The organism is Aeromonas bivalvium (assembly GCF_000819765.1).
In the GTDB taxonomy this organism is placed as follows: domain Bacteria; phylum Pseudomonadota; class Gammaproteobacteria; order Enterobacterales; family Aeromonadaceae; genus Aeromonas; species Aeromonas bivalvium.
Window position 1 is genome coordinate 283903 of sequence record NZ_CDBT01000008.1, and the last position, 16843, is coordinate 300745.

The following is a 16843-nucleotide window of genomic DNA, read 5'->3' on the forward strand; positions in this document are numbered from 1 at the left end:
CCGGCACGCCGCTTCTGCCACCTGGTGCCTTGCCCTGTTCCCCCACTGTGGCATGCTGGGGTCATTCCCCGACTGAGGAGGCAAGATGGCACAGATAGATATAGTAGTGGGCAGCGTCTATGGCGCCGCCTTTCTGGTGGCACAGACGCTGATGGCGTCGTTGGAGGGGCAGGGCCATGAGTGCCGTCTCCACGAGGAGGCGCGCCTCGAAGACATAGACATCAGTCGTTTCCTGCTGCTGGTGTCGGCGACCACGGGCCAGGGGGATATTCCCCCCAACCTGGCACCCTTTGCCGCCGATCTCAGGGAGAGAGCCCCCTATATGAAGGGGCTCAATTATGCGCTGATCGCCATGGGTGACAGCAGCTATGAGCACTTCTGCGGCGCCGGTCGCCAGCTAGACACCCTGCTTCAGGAGCTGGGGGCCCATGCCCTGCTGCCCCGACTGGAAATTGATGCGACCCAGGTGGACGAGCCGGAAGTGGTGGCGCTCGCCTGGCTGGCTGAGTGGCAAGAGCGCCTCTCGTCAGCACCCGGGGAACATCATTGACGCTTTTATACAAGATAAACGGGCCACTATTTGGCCCGTTATTTTTTGTGGTCTCTTCCTGACGGAAAATATTATTTTTTCCTCATCTGTCTTTCTGAAGCGTCAGCATCCTGATATCCGCCTGGATAAAGTGGGGCTATGCCGACAAGTCGCAAATTTAAAAGTTCCTCATTGAAAGCGATTTCAGTCATGTTTTTGTCATCCCATTGCCATAATCAAGCTTTGTTTTCGTTGCGAAATAATTGTTGGTACCGCTTTCATGTTGGTATTGTTCGGCTTGAATGGATGTTAATTGGTTAGTTGTTGCTGTATATAGCGTTATTTAGGGTGCTGCTGCTACCTTGGAAAGGTTGGGTGTTATTTGTCCCTGTTTTGTGAAATGGCTCATGTTTGTCCCTATATCACCTACCTATAATCGACCCCGGTTATCACCAAAACGTTTTTATGGTGATAGGAAGTTGAACCTCAGGACACACACTCCACAGCGGGAAATAAGGAAAATGAAAATGAAAGCAAAGTGGCTCCCGATCGCTGCCGCAGTAACCGCAGCCCTGGCTTCTCAAGCCGCCTTCGCCGTTGATTTCCACGGCTACTTCCGTTCCGGTGTCGGCATCTCCGAAGATGGTGACATGCAGACCTTCGACAAGCAGAAGGTAGGTCGTCTGGGTAACGAAAACGAGACCTACGGCGAAGTACAACTGGGCCAGGAGGTCTACAACAAGGATGGCAAGTCCTTCTACGTTGACTCCATGGTCGCCATGGTCAGCAACCAGTCCAACGACTGGGAAGGCACTGGCACCAGCTGCAACTTCGACACCAAGCAGTGTGAAGACGATGCCACTTTCGCCCTGCGTCAGTTCAACGTCCAGGCCAAGGGCGTGCTGGGCTTTGCCCCGGAAGCGACCCTGTGGGCCGGTAAGCGTTACTACCAGCGTCACGACATCCACATCTCCGACTTCTACTACTGGGACGTGTCCGGTGCCGGTGCCGGTATCGAGAACATCCAGGCCGGTCCAGGCAAATTCTCCCTGGCCTGGACCCGCAGCGATGCTGGTGAGCTGAACAACAACATCCTGGATGCCCGTTATGCCGGCATCCCGCTGTGGAGCGACGCTTCCCTGGAGCTGGGCGTTGATTACGCCATCGCCAACCCGACTGACGATCAGGAAAAAGTCAACGACGACATCAAGGATGGCGTCATGGTGACCGCCGAGCTGACCCAGAACCTGCTGGGTGGTTTCAACAAGACCACGCTGCAGTACATGAGCGACAGCTATGCCACCCTGCCGATCTACTACGGTGCCGGTAACTGGACCAGCCAGGATGGCGCCAGCGGCGACGGCTTCCGCATCATCAACTGGGGCGTGCTGCCGGTCGGTGACAAGGTCGAGTTTGGTCACCAGCTGGTTTACGGTCAGTCCAATGACGTGACCATCAACGGTGTGACTGGCTCCGATGCCGATACCTTCTCCGCGGTGATCCGTCCCATGTACAAGTGGGATGACATCCAGAAGACCATCCTGGAGCTGGGCTACTATCGTGACACCCAGGATGTCCGTGATCAGGACAGCCAGGACCGCACTGGTCAGAAGTACACCATCGCACAGGCCTGGTCCGCCGGTTCCAGCTTCTGGGCCCGTCCGGAAATCCGTGTGTTTGCGTCCTACCTGAAGTCCGGTGGCGACAACGGCCAGACCTTCAATGGCAGCAACAACGACGACAACACCTGGAACTTCGGTATCCAAGCGGAAGCTTGGTGGTAAGCCCGGCTTTCAGTTAAGTTAGTGACTGCCCCCACTTGGGGGCAGTTTCGTTTCGCCGGGTAACGGCCATTGGATTATGGGGACAATAAGAATGACGCTGGTAAAGATGTCGATTGCAGCCGTAGTGACCGCCTGGTTGACCGGTTGTGCGGGTAACATGGGGGTCTCCTTGCAGGAGCATGGCGCCGTGCTGGATAACGCCGATCAGGCCAGGCAAGCCCTTGCCCAGGCCAACAGTTGCTGTGCCGGTTTCAGCGAATTCCAATACGCCAATCTGCCCGAAGGGGAGACGCTGCTGAGCCTGGATGGCAAACAGCCCAGCTACCGCTTCGATGAAGGCATGAGCTATTTTGCCGCCTATCGTCTGCCCAAGGACACGGGGAACCTCTACATCCGCCTGGCCTCTCAGGTCGGCAAGTCAGTCTTGCAGCCCAAGGTCATCATGCTGGATGGCAACTTCAAGGTGACCCGTGTGTTAGGGGAGTCCGTATTTGCTTACCAGCCGGCACACCTGATGGATGGCGATCGTATCGAAGGCAAGGTCTTTGTCGATCGCAGCATGCCGGGCAACCCGGCCAGCGAAACCTATATGGTGGTCTATGCGCCAGCCGATCAGCTGAGCGGCTCCACCACCATACTGCATCCCGCCAAGGCCTTCGCCCGGGCCAACAACACGGTCGAGCCGGCCGTGGCAGATCCGGTGATCCCGCACTCTCCCTGGGGCCTGGTGCAGATAGTGGTCACCGACATGGCCAAGGCGCAGGGCATAGAAGCCGTCTTCAAGCCCGAATATGCCGATAAAGTGGCCCTGAGCCAGGGCCAGCAGGCCAGCACTGCGGCGGCGACGACCGCGGTGGCGGGGACGGCTCTGGTGGCCACGGCGCCGAGCAAGCCGGCGCCCGCCATGCTGAGCGAGACGGAAACCTTCTACAACAGCCAGATCGAAAAAGCGGTGAAGGCTGGCGATATCGACAAGGCCATGCAGTTGGTCAGTGAAGCCGAACGGGCCGGTTCCACCAAGGCGAAGTCCGTGTTTATCGATGCGGTGAAGCGCTCCCAGCAGAAATAACATCATCCGCTGACGTGGTTATATTTATCAGGCCTCCATTGTCGGGGGCCTTTTTAATGGCTATATTGGTTCTACACTAAATGGGATATCGGTTACACGTGGTTACATTGAGTTTCTTTTTGTATTATTTTGGTAAGGAGAAAATACAATAAGAAACGGTAGTTTTCATTGAATTGAAATATAGTTATCCTGCCGGAAATTAATTCTAAAATTCTGCTTTTGTCTTGTGTCAATCATCTTGTGATCTCCTCTCCAAATTTCTTATCTGCTAATTTCTGACTGAAGAATTTCCCTATTTCATGGGGTATATTTCCTTGGTCAAAATAAAAAACACCCGATCCCCCAGTTCTGGTTAGCATTCATGCGGATGATAGGCTTAACTTCGAATGGGTCCGTTAGGGAACAATCATTCAGGAGTACACACATGTTAAAAAATGCTTTCTCTAATCTGCAAAAGGTCGGTAAGGCGCTGATGCTGCCTGTATCGGTCTTGCCCGTTGCAGGTATTCTGCTGGGGGTGGGCGCAGCCCACTTCAGCTGGCTGCCGGAAATCGTCTCCCAACTGATGGAGCAGGCCGGTGGTTCAGTGTTTGGTCAGATGGCCCTGCTGTTCGCCGTGGGCGTGGCCCTTGGCTTTACCAATAACGACGGTGTATCCGGTCTGTCTGCCATCGTCGGCTACGGCATCATGGTCGCAACCCTGAAGGTCATGGCACCTGTGATGGGCGTCGAGAGCATAGACACCGGTGTGCTGGGGGGTATCCTCGCCGGTGGTGTCGCCGCCTGGGCGTTCAACCGTTTCTACAAGATCCAGCTGCCCGAGTACCTCGGCTTCTTCGCCGGCAAGCGTGCCGTGCCCATCATCACCGGCTTCGTCTCCATCGGCCTGGGTGTTGTGCTCTCCTTCATCTGGCCGCCGATCGGTGGTGCCATCGGTGCCTTCTCCGACTGGGCTGCCAACCAGAACCCGGTACTGGCCTTCGGTATCTACGGCGTGGTTGAGCGCTCCCTGATCCCGTTCGGTCTGCACCACATCTGGAACGTCCCCTTCTTCTATCAGGCGGGTACCTGTGTCAACGCCGCTGGCGAAACCGTACACGGCATCATGACCTGCTTCCTGACTGCTGATGACGCTTCCCGTGCTGCCGGTAACGGCTTCGGTCAACTGGCCGGTGGTTACCTGTTCAAGATGTTCGGTCTGCCTGCCGCTGCGTTTGCCATCGCTCACGCTGCCAAGCCGGAAAACCGTGCCAAGATTGTTGGTATCATGGCCTCTGCTGCCCTGACCTCCTTCCTGACCGGTATCACAGAGCCTATCGAGTTCTCCTTCCTGTTCGTCGCACCTGTGCTGTATGCGATTCACGCCCTGCTGGCCGGTCTGGCCTATGTGCTGACCAACTCCCTGGGTGTCGTACACGGTCACACCTTCTCCAACGGCTTCATCGATTTCGTGGTGCAATCACCCCGTGCCGACAACATGCTGTTGCTGGTGGGTCTGGGTCTGGTCTACGCCGTCATCTACTACGTGGTCTTCACCGTGGTCATCCGTGCCATGAACCTGAAAACCCCGGGTCGCGAAGATGAGAGTGCCGAGGAGACCGTGGGTCAGAGCAAGGACGAGATGTCTGCTGCCCTGGTCAGCGCCTTCGGTGGCAAAGAGAACATCGCCTCTCTGGATGCCTGTATCACCCGTCTGCGGGTTGGGGTGAAGGATGTGGCCAAGGTTGACCAGGCGGGTCTGAAGAAGCTGGGCGCCGCCGGTGTGGTGGTGGCAGGCTCCGGCGTGCAAGCCATCTTCGGTACCAAGTCCGACAACCTGAAGACCGACATGGATATCTGGATGAAGAGCAACTAATCCGCTTGCTTGACAGACAGAAGACGAAAAGGGGGAGGCGCTGGCCTCCCTCTTTTCATGTTGGGCATCTGCGGCCCCGGGGCCAAGATGCAACAAAAAGGGTGCCCTGAGGCACCCGTTTTGTTGCCGTGAGCCGGGCTCAGAGCTTTTCCAGATCCTTTTCTATCTCGCTTATCTTGTTGGCCACCACTTTTTCCAGATGGCGCAGGTCACGCAAAATCTTCTTCTTGAGATCCTGATCCGCCTGGACATGGACCCCCTGGGTCAGGCTGTCGAGCTCATCCACCACGTACTTGAGATTGGCGTTGATCTCGGTGACATCCTTGTACTGGTGGGTGCCCGAATCCACCAGTATGGTCTTGCGCTGGCGCGGGTACTTGAATTTGACACTCTTGGCGAAGAACTCGCCTTTCTGTTTCTTGAAGTAGATCTTGAGGATGTCGTGGTTGGCTTCCTGGCGCAGGGTATAACTGTCCACCGCAGTGGGATCCTGGATCCCCAAACTCTTCAGATTCTCGTACATTCGACTGTTCCTTGGCTTGAAAGCGTCTTGCCCAGCCATGATAGCCGAGAAAGTGCGATCGGCCTGTGACTGGGGCACCAAAATCGGTGGTGCCGTTCAGGCCCGTTCTCGGAAGGCGCTGGAAACGAAAAAGGGCACCCTGGGGTGCCCTTTGTATAGCCATGAAGCCTGTTACTCGTCGATGGAGCGCAGCAGGGCGTTGATGCCGACCTTGGCACGGGTCTTGGCATCCACCTTCTTGACGATGACGGCGGCGTACAGGCTGTACTTGCCGCACTTGGACGGCAGGGAGCCGGAGACCACCACTGAGCCGGCCGGGACGCGGCCATAGTGGATCTCGCCGGTCTCGCGGTCATAGATGCGGGTGGACTGGCCGATGAAGACGCCCATGGAGATGACGGAGCCCTCTTCCACGATGACGCCTTCCACCACTTCGGAGCGGGCACCGATGAAGCAGTTGTCCTCGATGATGGTCGGGTTGGCCTGCAGGGGTTCCAGCACGCCGCCGATGCCGACGCCGCCGGAGAGGTGGACGTTCTTGCCTATCTGGGCGCAGGAGCCGACGGTGGCCCAGGTGTCGACCATGGTGCCCTCATCGACGAAGGCGCCGATGTTGACGTAGGAGGGCATCAGCACGGTATTGGGGGCGATGAAGGAGCCCTTGCGAGCGGTAGCCGGCGGCACCACGCGCACACCCGCTTCCTTGAACTGCTCGGCGCTGTAGTCGGAGAACTTGAGGGGAACCTTGTCGAAGTACTGGGCGTCGTCACCCTTGATGATGCCGTTGTCATTGATGCGAAAATAGAGCAGCACCGCTTTTTTCAGCCACTGGTGGACGACCCACTCGCCGGCGATCTTCTCGGCGACCCGGGCCTTGCCGCTGTCCAGCAGCTCGATGGCTTGCAGTATGGCGGCCTTGGTGGCGCCGTCTACCGTGCCAGGGGTGATGGTGTCGCGGCGCTCGAAGGCCGACTCAATGATCTGTTGCAACTCGGTCATGGTGGGGTTCCTTTGAAAAAATTCTGTTTGTTGTATCACACTTTTCCCGCCGGTTTTAAGGGGGAGGGGGGATTTCTTCCCCAGAACCGCGGCGGGCGTGGCCCAATAGGTTCACTTGGCTCAGGCTTCCTGCTCCTGGGGGTTGAGCTGATGCACCAGCTTCTCTTCCAGGGCCCGCTGCTCTTGCTGGGTCAGGGGCTCACCGTCGCGATTGGTCAGGCTGAAGAAATCCTCGACCCGCTCCCCTATGGTGGTGATCTTGGCGGCATGCAGGGAGAGGCCGCACTGCTGGAACACTGCGCCGATACGGGCCAGCAGGCCGGGGGTATCCAGGGCGGTCAGCTCCAGCAGGGTGTGGCGGTTCTCGCCCTTGTGGGGCAGGAACACCACCCGGGTCGGTACCATGAACTGGCGATGGCGCCGTGACAGGGGTTTGTTGCGCAGCACCAGCCTGCCCGGCTCCTGCAGGGCTTTTTCCAGCGCCTTCTTGATGGTGGCGGTGCGGTTCGGGCTGATGGGCTCGCCATTGGGCTCGAGCACGATGAAGGTGTCGAGCACATAGCCGCTGCGGGAACTCATGATCTGGGCGTCGTGGATGTTGAGGTTCTTCTGATCCAGGGCCGAAGCCACGGTGGCGAACAGGTTCGGGGTGTCGCGGCAGTAGATGAACACCTCGCTGCCCCCCCGGGTCGGGTGCTTGCCTATGGTGACCAGGGGCGTCTCGCCGGCCCCCTCCTGCTCCAGGATATGGCGGCTGTGCCAGGCGATCTGCTCCGGGCTGTGGCGCAGGAAGTAGTCGGCCTTGAAGTCGCTCCACAGGGCCGTGATGGAGGCATCGTCCAGGTGGCGCTGGCCGAGCAGCTGGCGCGCCTGGCGCTGGTTTTCACGGATGCGCAGCCGAATGTCGGGAGGGTTCTCCAGCCCCTGGCGCAGCGCCTTCTGGGTGGAGAAGTAGAGCTCCCGCAGCAAAGTGCCCTTCCAGTCGTTCCACAGGGTGTCGTTGGTGGCGCAGATATCGGCCACCGTCAGGCAGTAGAGCAGATCCAGATGCTGTTCATCGCGCACCTTCTGGGCGAAGTCGGTGACCACTTCGGGATCGTGGATGTCCCGGCGCTGGGCGGTGACCGACATCAGCAGGTGGTGGCGCACCAGCCAGGCCACCAGGCGACTCTCGTAGCGATCCAGGCCGTGCAGCTGGCAGAACTCCAGGGCATCGACGGCGCCAAGCTCGGAGTGATCCCCGCGCCGCCCCTTGGCGATGTCGTGGAACAGGGCGGCGATGCAGAGCAGCTCCGGCTTGCGCAGCCGATTGAAGATCTCGTGGCAGAGCGGGTGGGTCTGGCGGCTGGCCGGATTGGGAAACTGGTGGATGTTCTTGAGCAGCCGATGGGTGTGCTCGTCCACCGTGTAGGCGTGGAACATGTCGAACTGCATCTGGCCGACGATGAGGTTCCACTGGGGCAGGTAGGCCGCCAGGATCCCGTATTTGTGCATCAGGGTGAGGGGCTGGCCTATGCCGCCGGGGTGGCGCAACAGCGCCATGAACAGGCGCCGGCACTCGGGGATCTCCTGCAGCCAGCAGTCGAGCTTGCGCCGCGCCTCCCGCAGCTGGCGCAGGGTGGCGGAGTGGATGCCAGCTATCTCGGGGTGCTGGGCTATCTGGTAGAAGAGCCGCAGGATGGCGGCGGGATCGCGGCCAAACAGCTCGGCATCCACCGCATCGATGAGGCGGCCGCGCAGCTGGAACTCGTCGCTGATGCGGCGCACGTCCATGGCGGTGTTGCCGAGAATGGCCTCGTCAAACAGCTGCAGCAGCATCTCGTTGAGCTCGGAGACCCGGCGCACAGTCTGGTAGAAGCGCTTCATCATCTGCTCCACCGGCCGGTTGCCTTCTCCCTCGAAGCCGAGCATCTCGGCCACGGTGCGCTGCCTGTCGAACAGCAGCCGGTTGTCGCCCCGGTTGATGGCCATGTGCAGGGCGAAGCGCACCTTCCAGAGGAAATTCTGGCAGTCGAGCAGCTCCCGGTACTCGGCCCGGTTGAGGAAGCCGTGGCTGGTCATCTCGAACAGGGTGGTGGCGCCGAAGTGGCGGCGGGCGACCCAGGCCAGGGTCTGGATATCCCGCAGCCCCCCTGGGTTGCTCTTGAGGTCGGGCTCGAGCTTGTAGGCCGTGCCGAGGAACTGCTGGTGGCGCTGGGCCTGTTCGGCGCGCTTGGCGCGGAAAAAATCCTCGCTCGACCAGAACACCTCTGGGCGGGTCGCCCGCTGCAGTGCCTCGAAGCCGGTCAGATTGCCGGTAATGTAGCGCGCCTCTATGAGGTTGGTGGCGACCGTGATGTCGGCCAGCCCCTGCTCGATGCACTCGGCCAGGTTGCGCACCGACTGGCCCACCTCCAGCTTGAGATCCCAGAGCAGGGTGATGAACTCGCCGATGCGCTGACCCAGGGCCTCATCCAGCTCATCCCCCTGGTAGAGGATCAGCAGGTCGATGTCGGAGTGGGGGTGCAGTTCGCCCCGGCCATAACCGCCGACCGCGATCAGGGTGAGGTGGTTCTCCTGATCGAAGCCGAACTTGTGCCACAGCCGGGTCAGCAGCTGATCCATGTAGAGGGAGCGGGTGGCGACCAGCTCTATGATGTTGTCACCGGCATCGAAGCGCTCGTGCAACCAGCCGAGGAAACGGGTCAGGTACTCTTTGCAGTTGTCCCGGCCGAGGTCGTCATCGGGGAGCAGGTGGGGGGAAAGCAGGCTGGCGTCCATGGCATCTCGTCATCTTGAAAACACAAACCCCGGCGCGGGGCCGGGGTTTGATGTTAACCGTGTTTGATATGGCGGTCGATAGTGTCGTCGGGGCGCAGGGTCAGCACCTCGCAACCATCCTCGGTCACCAGCAGGGTGTGTTCCCACTGGGCGGAGTCGCCGCCATCCTTGGTGGTGACAGTCCAGCCATCTTTCGGGTTGGTGCGGCAGTGGTATTTCTTGCTGTTGACCATGGGCTCTATGGTGAAGCACATGCCCGGCTTGAGCTCCAGCTTGCCACTGTTGCGATAGTGCAGGATCTGCGGCTCTTCGTGGAATTCGGCGCCGATGCCGTGGCCGCAGTAGTCGCGCACCACGGAGAAGCCCGCCTGCTCGACGATGGGCTGGATCACGGCGCCGATCTCGGTGATGCACATGCCGGGGCGCACCCGCTTGATGGCGGCGTACAGGCTCTCCTGGGCCACCTTGCACAGCTGACGGCGCAGGGGCGTGGTCTGGCCGACGATGAACATGGCGGAGGTGTCGCCGTGGAAACCATCCTTGATGACGGTGATGTCCAGGTTGATGATGTCCCCTTCCCGCAACTTCTTGTGGTTGGGGATGCCGTGACAGATGACGTCGTTGACCGAGGTGCAGATGGACTTGGGGAAACCGTGGTAGTTCAGGGGCGCGGGTATGGCCTGCTGGACATCGACGATGAAGTCATGGCACAGAGTGTTGAGCTCGTCAGTGGTGACGCCAGCCTTGACGTGGGGGGCTATCATCACCAGCACATCGGCGGCCAGCTGGCCGGCAACGCGCATCTTTTCAATCTCTTCCGGCGTCTTGATTTTAATGGACATGGGATCTCTCTTGCGGCCTGGTTCCTCGCCGGCATGGCCGACAACAAGCAGGTAATGAAAAATAGATGCGTTTGCAATCAGGGCAAAATTTTATCCGCAACCCCCGCCGACTTCCAGTGTGATTGTCATCACAGGGTCAAATCTCTGGCACAGAGTGAAGCTCGGGCACCCGTTTTTAGCACGGCTGCCGGTGGCGCCAGCGGCAAACTTGTGATATAAAGCGCGCCGGAACCGGAACTACTGATCCGGTTTCATCACCCTTAATCAATAACACACACACATCGACACCTGTACCGGGGTGCCCCTCTGGGGTCGGTTACATGGGATGTGTGGAGGCCTAACCCCAATACAGAGGTATAAAATGGCTAAAGTTTCTATGCGCGACATGCTGCAAGCCGGCGTTCACTTCGGTCACCAGACTCGTTACTGGAACCCGAAAATGAAATCCTACATCTTCGGTGCCCGCAGCAAGGTTCACATCATCAACCTGGAAAAAACCGTTCCTATGTTTGATGAAGCCATGAACTTCGTGAGCTCCGTTGCCGCCAAGAAAGGCAAGGTACTGTTCGTTGGTACCAAGCGTGCCGCGTCTGAAGCCGTCAAAGAAGCTGCTGCTCGTTGCGATCAGTTCTATGTGAACCATCGCTGGCTGGGCGGCATGCTGACCAACTGGAAAACCGTTCGTCAGTCCATCAAGCGTCTGAAAGATCTGGAAACCCAGAGCCAGGACGGTACCTTCGAAAAGCTGACCAAGAAAGAGGCGCTGATGCGTACTCGCGAAATGGAAAAGCTGGAGAAGAGCCTGGGTGGTATCAAGAACATGGGCGGCCTGCCTGACGTTCTGTTCGTGATCGATGCCGACCACGAGCACATCGCTATCAAAGAAGCCAACAACCTGGGTATCCCGGTTGTCTCCATCGTTGATACCAACTCCAATCCGGACGGCGTTGATTACGTCATCCCGGGTAACGACGATGCGATCCGTGCCGTTCAACTGTACCTGAACGCTGCTGCTGATACCGTACTGGAAGCGCGCGCTCAAGACATCGTTGTTCAAGCCGAACAAGATGGCTTCGTTGAAGCTGAGTAATTGATAAGGTCTGTTAAAGCCCTTATTAACCAAGCTGATGTAATTGGTTAGCAGGGGCCCTTGTGGCCCCTGTTTCTTGATAACTCGAGACCGAGGATACTGGACATGGCAAATATTTCCGCCGCCCTGGTGAAAGAACTGCGCGAGCGCACCGCCGCTGGCATGATGGATTGCAAAAAAGCGCTGGAAGAAGCCAACGGTGATATCGAACTGGCTATCGAAAACATGCGCAAATCTGGTCAGGCCAAAGCCGCCAAGAAAGCGGGCCGTATCGCCGCCGAAGGCGTGATCTTTGCCCGTACCGAAGGCAAGGTTGCCGTGATGATCGAGCTGAACTGCGAGACCGACTTCGTCTCCAAGGATGCCGGCTTCCTGGCCATGGGTCAGAAGATCGTCGAGATCGCTGCCACCCAGAAAATTGCTGACGTTGACGCCCTGAAAGCGGCCGACTTCGGCAACGGCGAGACCGTCGAGCTGACCATCACCAACCTGATCGCCAAGATCGGTGAGAACATGAACCTGCGTCGCGTGATGCTGGTGGAAGGTGACAACCTGGGTACCTACGTGCACGGTTCCCGCATCGGTGTTATCACCAAGCTGACCGGTGGTTCCGACGAGCTGGCCAAAGATCTGGCCATGCACGTTGCTGCCAACAGCCCGCAGTTCGTCAAGCCCGAAGATGTGTCTGCCGAAGTCGTTGCCAAAGAGCGCGAAATCCAGATCGACATCGCCATCAACTCCGGCAAGCCGAAAGAGATCGCCGAGAAGATGGTTGAAGGCCGCATGAAGAAGTTCACCGGTGAGGTCTCCCTGACTGGTCAACCCTTCGTCAAGGATCCGTCCATGACCGTTGCCGAGCTGCTGAAGAAAGAAGGTGCTGACGTTGTCTCCTTCACTCGCTTCGAAGTAGGCGAAGGCATCGAGAAGCAGGAAACTGACTTCGCTGCCGAAGTTGCTGCCCAGATCGCGGCTGCTCAGAAGGCATAACCGAACCGGTTTTCGCTAACTCCAGACCGCGACTTATGTCGCGGTCTTTATATGACCAGGAATCAGTGACATGAGTACCAATCCCAAACCTGCATACAGACGCGTTCTTCTTAAGTTGAGTGGTGAGGCCCTGCAAGGCGCAGAAGGCTTCGGCATCGATCCGGCAGTACTGGATCGCATGGCCCAAGAGATCAAGGAACTGGTTGAGCTGGGTGTTCAGGTCGGTCTGGTCATCGGCGGCGGCAACCTGTTCCGGGGTGCCGGTCTTGCCAAGGCGGGCATGAACCGCGTGGTGGGTGACCACATGGGTATGCTGGCGACCGTGATGAACGGCCTAGCCATGCGTGATGCCCTGCATCGTGCTTATGTGAATGCCCGTCTGATGTCTGCCATCTCCCTGCAGGGAATCTGTGACTCCTATGTCTGGGCCGAGGCGATCAGCCAGCTGCGCGCCGGCAAGGTCGTCATCTTCTCCGCCGGTACCGGCAACCCCTTCTTCACGACCGATTCTGCGGCCTGCCTGCGCGGGATCGAGATCGAGGCTGACGTCGTGCTCAAGGCCACCAAGGTCGACGGTGTTTACAGCGATGATCCGGTTAAGAATCCGGACGCCGTGCTGTATCATGAGCTGAGCTATGACGAAGTGCTTGATAAAGAACTCAAAGTAATGGATCTTGCCGCCTTTACCCTGGCGCGTGACCACGACCTGCCGATCCGGGTGTTCAACATGAACAAGCCGGGTGCCCTGCGTCGGGTTATCATGGGTGAGCCGGAAGGCACCCTGATCCACCACATTGGTAAATGAGCCGACAGGACTCTTATCCATTACGTCAGTAAATAAGTCAGAAACGGACCCGTTGCGGGTTCGTTCGCCAAAAGGAAAACCACTGTGATCAACGAGATTAAAAACGACGCCAAGGACCGCATGTCCAAGAGCGTAGAATCGCTCAAATCCCAGATGTCCAAGATCCGTACTGGCCGCGCTCACCCGAGCCTGCTCGACGGCATCCAGGTTGAGTACTATGGCGCAGCGACTCCGCTCAAGCAGTTGGCCAACGTGGTGGCTGAAGATGCCCGCACCCTGTCCATCTCCATCTTCGATCGCTCCATGATCCAGGCGGTGGAAAAAGCCATCCTGACCTCGGATCTGGGCCTGAACCCGTCCAGCAACGGCCAGACCCTGCGGGTGCCGCTGCCGCCGCTGACCGAAGAGCGCCGCAAGGATCTGACCAAGATCGTCCGTGCCGAGGCCGAAGGTGCCCGCGTCGCCGTGCGCAACATCCGCCGCGATGCCAACGCAGACCTGAAGGCGCTGCTCAAGGACAAGGAGATCTCCGAAGACGACGACCGTCGTGCCCAGGAAGAGATCCAGAAACTCACCGATTCCTTCGTCAAGCTGGTGGATGAAGCCCTGGCCGCGAAGGAAAAGGAGCTAATGGAAATCTAAGGCTCTGACAGGTATATTACGAGCGCCGTGTAGTGCCCCTGCACGGCGCTTTTGTCTTTGTGGGAGAAATGAATGTCGCGTTTGGCAGCGTTAGGCGATAGCGCCAACCAGTGTCTGCCCCGTCATGTGGCCATCATCATGGATGGCAACGGGCGCTGGGCCGAGAACCGTGGCAAGATGCGGGTCTATGGGCACAAGGCCGGCGTCAAGGCCGTGCGGGCTGCCGTCACCTTTGCCGCCCAGGCCAAGATGGAAGCCTTGACCCTGTTTGCGTTCTCCAGCGAGAACTGGCGTCGCCCGGAAGGGGAGGTCAGTGCCCTGATGGAACTCTTCCTCACCGTATTGGGCAGCGAGGTCAAGAAGCTGCATAGCCATGGCATCCGCTTGCGGGTCATCGGCGATACCTCGCGTTTCAGCGAGCGGCTGCGAGGCAAGATCGCCAAGGCGGAGGCGCTGACCGATGGCAACACAGGTCTGACCCTCAACATCGCAGCCAACTACGGCGGCCAGTGGGACATAGCCCAGGCGGCGCGCCAACTGGCACGGGCCGTGGCGGCCGGCGAGCTGCAGGCCGACGAGATAGATGAGACACGACTGGGGCAAGCCATCTGCATGGCGGACCTGCCTGCGGTCGATCTGCTGATCCGCACCGGTGGTGATCACCGCATCAGCAACTTTTTGTTATGGCAGCTCGCCTATGCCGAGCTCCATTTTACCCCTGTGTTATGGCCCGACTTTGACGAGGCCGAGTTCAGTGAGGCAGTTGCCTCTTTCGTGGCCCGCGAGCGTCGCTTCGGGTGTACGGGTGAACAGATCCGGGAATTGATCGCCGCGCAACAGACCGGCTAAACCCCGCTCCCAAGAGAGAGGTTTCTTTTGCTAAAACAACGAATTATTACCGCATTGTGTCTGATCCCCCTGGTGCTGGGGGCGCTGTTTTTCTTGCCTTTGAAATTTTTTGCCCTGTTGGCAGCCCTGGTCTTTCTGCTGGCCAGCCGTGAATGGAGTGGTTTTGTGAGTGCCGAGCGGCGGGAATGGATCCCGCTGCTGTTCTGTCTGTTGCTGGGGGCCAGTCTGATGTGGCTGCCGGTGGAGCAGTTATGGGCGCCGGACCTGCATCCCCTGCTGATGGGGGTACTCTGGACCGCCGCCAGCTGGTGGCTGCTCGGCCTGCTGCTGGTGCTGCGCTATCCCCAAAGCGCCCGGCTGTGGAAGGCATCCATCTGGCTCAAGTCCCTGTTCGGTCTGGTGACCCTGATCCCCTTCTTCTGGTCCATGGTCGCCATTCGCGGCTACAACTTCTATCACGACTCCGCCATGGGCGCCTGGATCCTGCTGTTTGTCATGGGGCTGGTCTGGGCGGCAGATTCTGGCGCGTATTTTTTCGGCAAGGCGTTCGGCAAGCACAAGCTGGCGCCGGCGGTCAGCCCGGGTAAAACCATAGAGGGGCTGTGCGGCGGCCTGTTTACCGCCGGATTGCTGGCGGTCGGGGTCACCTGGTTCATGGGCTTCGTCCCCGCCAAGATGGGGATAGTGCTGCTCTGCTCCCTGCTGGCGGTGCTGGCCTCCGTGCTCGGCGATCTGACCGAAAGCATGTTCAAGCGCGAGGCAGGCATCAAGGATTCCGGCACCCTGCTGCCCGGCCATGGCGGCATCCTGGATCGCATCGACAGCCTGACCGCGGCGCTGCCCGTGTTCCTGCTCAGCTATCTGCTGCTGAGCCAGGGGGTCTGATGCGCCAGCTCGTGATCCTGGGGGCCTCCGGCTCCATCGGCCAGAGCACCCTCAAGGTGCTGCGGCAGAATCCCGGGCGCTGGCAGGTGCTGGCCCTGACCGCCTGGCGCAGCCTGGATGCCATGGTGCGTGATTGCCTAGAATTCTCTCCTCGCTTCGCCGTCATGGTGGACGAGACGGCCGCCCGCGAACTGGCGAGCCGGCTCAAGGCCCACGGCAGCCAGACCCGGGTGCTGTCCGGCGCCAAGGCTCTGTGTGAGGTGGCGGCGCACCCCGATGCCCACAGCGTGATGGCCGCCATCGTCGGTGCGGCCGGGCTGGCTCCTACCATGGCCGCCGTGCGTGCCGGCAAACGCATTCTGCTGGCCAACAAGGAGGCCCTGGTGATGTCCGGCGCCTTCTTCATGGAGGCGGTGCGCGACCATGGTGCCGAGCTGCTGCCCATCGACAGCGAACACAATGCCATCTTCCAGTGCCTGCCCGAGGCCATCCAGCGTCAGCCCGGCTTCTGCGATCTGGCCGCCGCCGGCATCAGCAAGATACTGCTCACCGGCTCCGGTGGCCCGTTTCGCTACAGCGACATCGACGAACTGGCCTCTGTCACCCCGGCCCAGGCGGTGGCGCACCCCAACTGGTCCATGGGGGCCAAGATCTCGGTGGACTCCGCCACCATGTTCAACAAGGGGCTGGAGTACATAGAGGCGCGCTGGCTGTTCAATGCCACCCCCGAGCAGATCCAGGTGGTCATCCATCCCCAGTCGGTCATCCACTCCATGGTGCAGTACAAGGATGGCTCCGTGCTGGCCCAGCTCGGCAACCCGGACATGTGCACCCCCATCGCCCACGCCCTGGCCTATCCGGACCGCATCTCCTCCGGGGTGGAACCTTTGGATTTCTTCAGTGTCGGAGAGTTCAGCTTTATCCGGCCCGACCTGGATCGTTACCCCTGCCTGGCCCTGGCCATGGCGGCCTGCCGACAAGGTCAGGCGGCTACCACGGCCCTCAATGCTGCCAACGAAGCGGCGGTAGCGGCTTTCCTTGCCGAGCGCATCGGTTTCATGGATATTGCCAGAGTCAACGAGGCGGCCCTGCAGGCCTTCGGTCAGCAGGGTGCCGGTTCGCTGGATGATTTGATTGCCCTGGACGGGGCGGCCCGGGCCCGGGCTCACGACTTGATTGAGGAACTTAGCCGATGAATGACGCGCTCAGGCAGATTGCCACTCC

15 protein-coding genes are annotated in these 16843 nt (G+C 59.4%); 11 read left to right on the forward strand and 4 right to left on the reverse strand.

The window, feature by feature from the left end; all coding sequences use genetic code 11:
• The first annotated feature begins 85 nt into the window (after positions 1-85).
• The 4 genes from BN1119_RS02435 to ptsG all read left to right on the forward strand — a co-directional run bounded on the left by BN1119_RS02435 (position 86) and on the right by ptsG (position 5237).
• Positions 86-550 carry a flavodoxin gene (locus tag BN1119_RS02435; protein WP_041993344.1) on the forward strand — a complete coding sequence of 155 codons (465 nt, stop codon included), beginning with the start codon at positions 86-88 and terminating at the stop codon, positions 548-550.
• Positions 551-1056: 506 nt separating this feature from the next.
• On the forward strand, positions 1057-2313 hold the full coding sequence (locus tag BN1119_RS02440) for a maltoporin (RefSeq protein ID WP_041993347.1): 1257 nt from the start codon (positions 1057-1059) through the stop codon (positions 2311-2313).
• A 91-nt stretch (positions 2314-2404) separates the two neighbouring features.
• A complete protein-coding gene (locus BN1119_RS02445; RefSeq protein WP_041993349.1) occupies positions 2405-3382 on the forward strand; it encodes a MalM family protein in 978 nt (325 codons plus the stop codon).
• A gap of 424 nt (positions 3383-3806) precedes the next feature.
• On the forward strand, positions 3807-5237 hold the full coding sequence (ptsG, locus tag BN1119_RS02450; protein ID WP_041993352.1) for a PTS glucose transporter subunit IIBC: 1431 nt from the start codon (positions 3807-3809) through the stop codon (positions 5235-5237).
• 139 nt (positions 5238-5376) lie between these two features.
• Here ptsG and BN1119_RS02455 read toward each other — a convergent pair whose 3' ends face one another.
• The 4 genes from BN1119_RS02455 to map form a co-directional block, all read right to left on the reverse strand.
• Positions 5377-5760, reverse strand: coding sequence for a DUF3461 family protein (locus BN1119_RS02455; protein WP_041993354.1), 384 nt, complete (start codon positions 5758-5760; stop codon positions 5377-5379).
• 171 nt (positions 5761-5931) lie between these two features.
• Positions 5932-6759 (reverse strand): 2,3,4,5-tetrahydropyridine-2,6-dicarboxylate N-succinyltransferase, encoded by an 828-nt coding sequence (gene dapD / locus BN1119_RS02460; RefSeq protein WP_041993357.1) that lies wholly within the window; start codon positions 6757-6759, stop codon positions 5932-5934.
• Between the two features lie 120 nt (positions 6760-6879).
• The gene (gene glnD, locus BN1119_RS02465; protein ID WP_041993361.1) at positions 6880-9519 is read right to left on the reverse strand and encodes a bifunctional uridylyltransferase/uridylyl-removing protein GlnD; all 2640 of its coding nucleotides are present in this window, start codon (positions 9517-9519) and stop codon (positions 6880-6882) included.
• A gap of 53 nt (positions 9520-9572) precedes the next feature.
• Positions 9573-10361 carry a type I methionyl aminopeptidase gene (gene map / locus BN1119_RS02470; protein WP_041993364.1) on the reverse strand — a complete coding sequence of 263 codons (789 nt, stop codon included), beginning with the start codon at positions 10359-10361 and terminating at the stop codon, positions 9573-9575.
• A 361-nt stretch (positions 10362-10722) separates the two neighbouring features.
• Between map and rpsB the strand changes: the two genes are divergently transcribed.
• The 7 genes from rpsB (at position 10723) to ispC (ending at position 16815) form a co-directional block, all read left to right on the forward strand.
• Positions 10723-11451 carry a 30S ribosomal protein S2 gene (gene rpsB, locus BN1119_RS02475; RefSeq protein ID WP_041993367.1) on the forward strand — a complete coding sequence of 243 codons (729 nt, stop codon included), beginning with the start codon at positions 10723-10725 and terminating at the stop codon, positions 11449-11451.
• A 105-nt stretch (positions 11452-11556) separates the two neighbouring features.
• Positions 11557-12438: a translation elongation factor Ts gene (tsf, locus tag BN1119_RS02480; protein ID WP_041993370.1), complete on the forward strand. Its 882-nt coding sequence runs from the start codon at positions 11557-11559 to the stop codon at positions 12436-12438.
• Positions 12439-12508: 70 nt separating this feature from the next.
• Positions 12509-13243, forward strand: coding sequence for a UMP kinase (gene pyrH, locus BN1119_RS02485; protein WP_041993373.1), 735 nt, complete (start codon positions 12509-12511; stop codon positions 13241-13243).
• 84 nt (positions 13244-13327) lie between these two features.
• On the forward strand, positions 13328-13885 hold the full coding sequence (frr, locus tag BN1119_RS02490) for a ribosome recycling factor (protein ID WP_041993374.1): 558 nt from the start codon (positions 13328-13330) through the stop codon (positions 13883-13885).
• A 72-nt stretch (positions 13886-13957) separates the two neighbouring features.
• Positions 13958-14734, forward strand: a complete 777-nt coding sequence (gene uppS / locus BN1119_RS02495) for a polyprenyl diphosphate synthase (RefSeq protein ID WP_041993377.1) — start codon at positions 13958-13960, stop codon at positions 14732-14734.
• A 27-nt stretch (positions 14735-14761) separates the two neighbouring features.
• On the forward strand, positions 14762-15619 hold the full coding sequence (locus BN1119_RS02500) for a phosphatidate cytidylyltransferase (protein ID WP_041993379.1): 858 nt from the start codon (positions 14762-14764) through the stop codon (positions 15617-15619).
• Positions 15619-16815 (forward strand): 1-deoxy-D-xylulose-5-phosphate reductoisomerase, encoded by a 1197-nt coding sequence (ispC, locus tag BN1119_RS02505; protein ID WP_041993382.1) that lies wholly within the window; start codon positions 15619-15621, stop codon positions 16813-16815. The genes BN1119_RS02500 and ispC overlap by 1 nt, the downstream gene beginning before the upstream one ends.
• Positions 16816-16843: the final 28 nt, after the last annotated feature.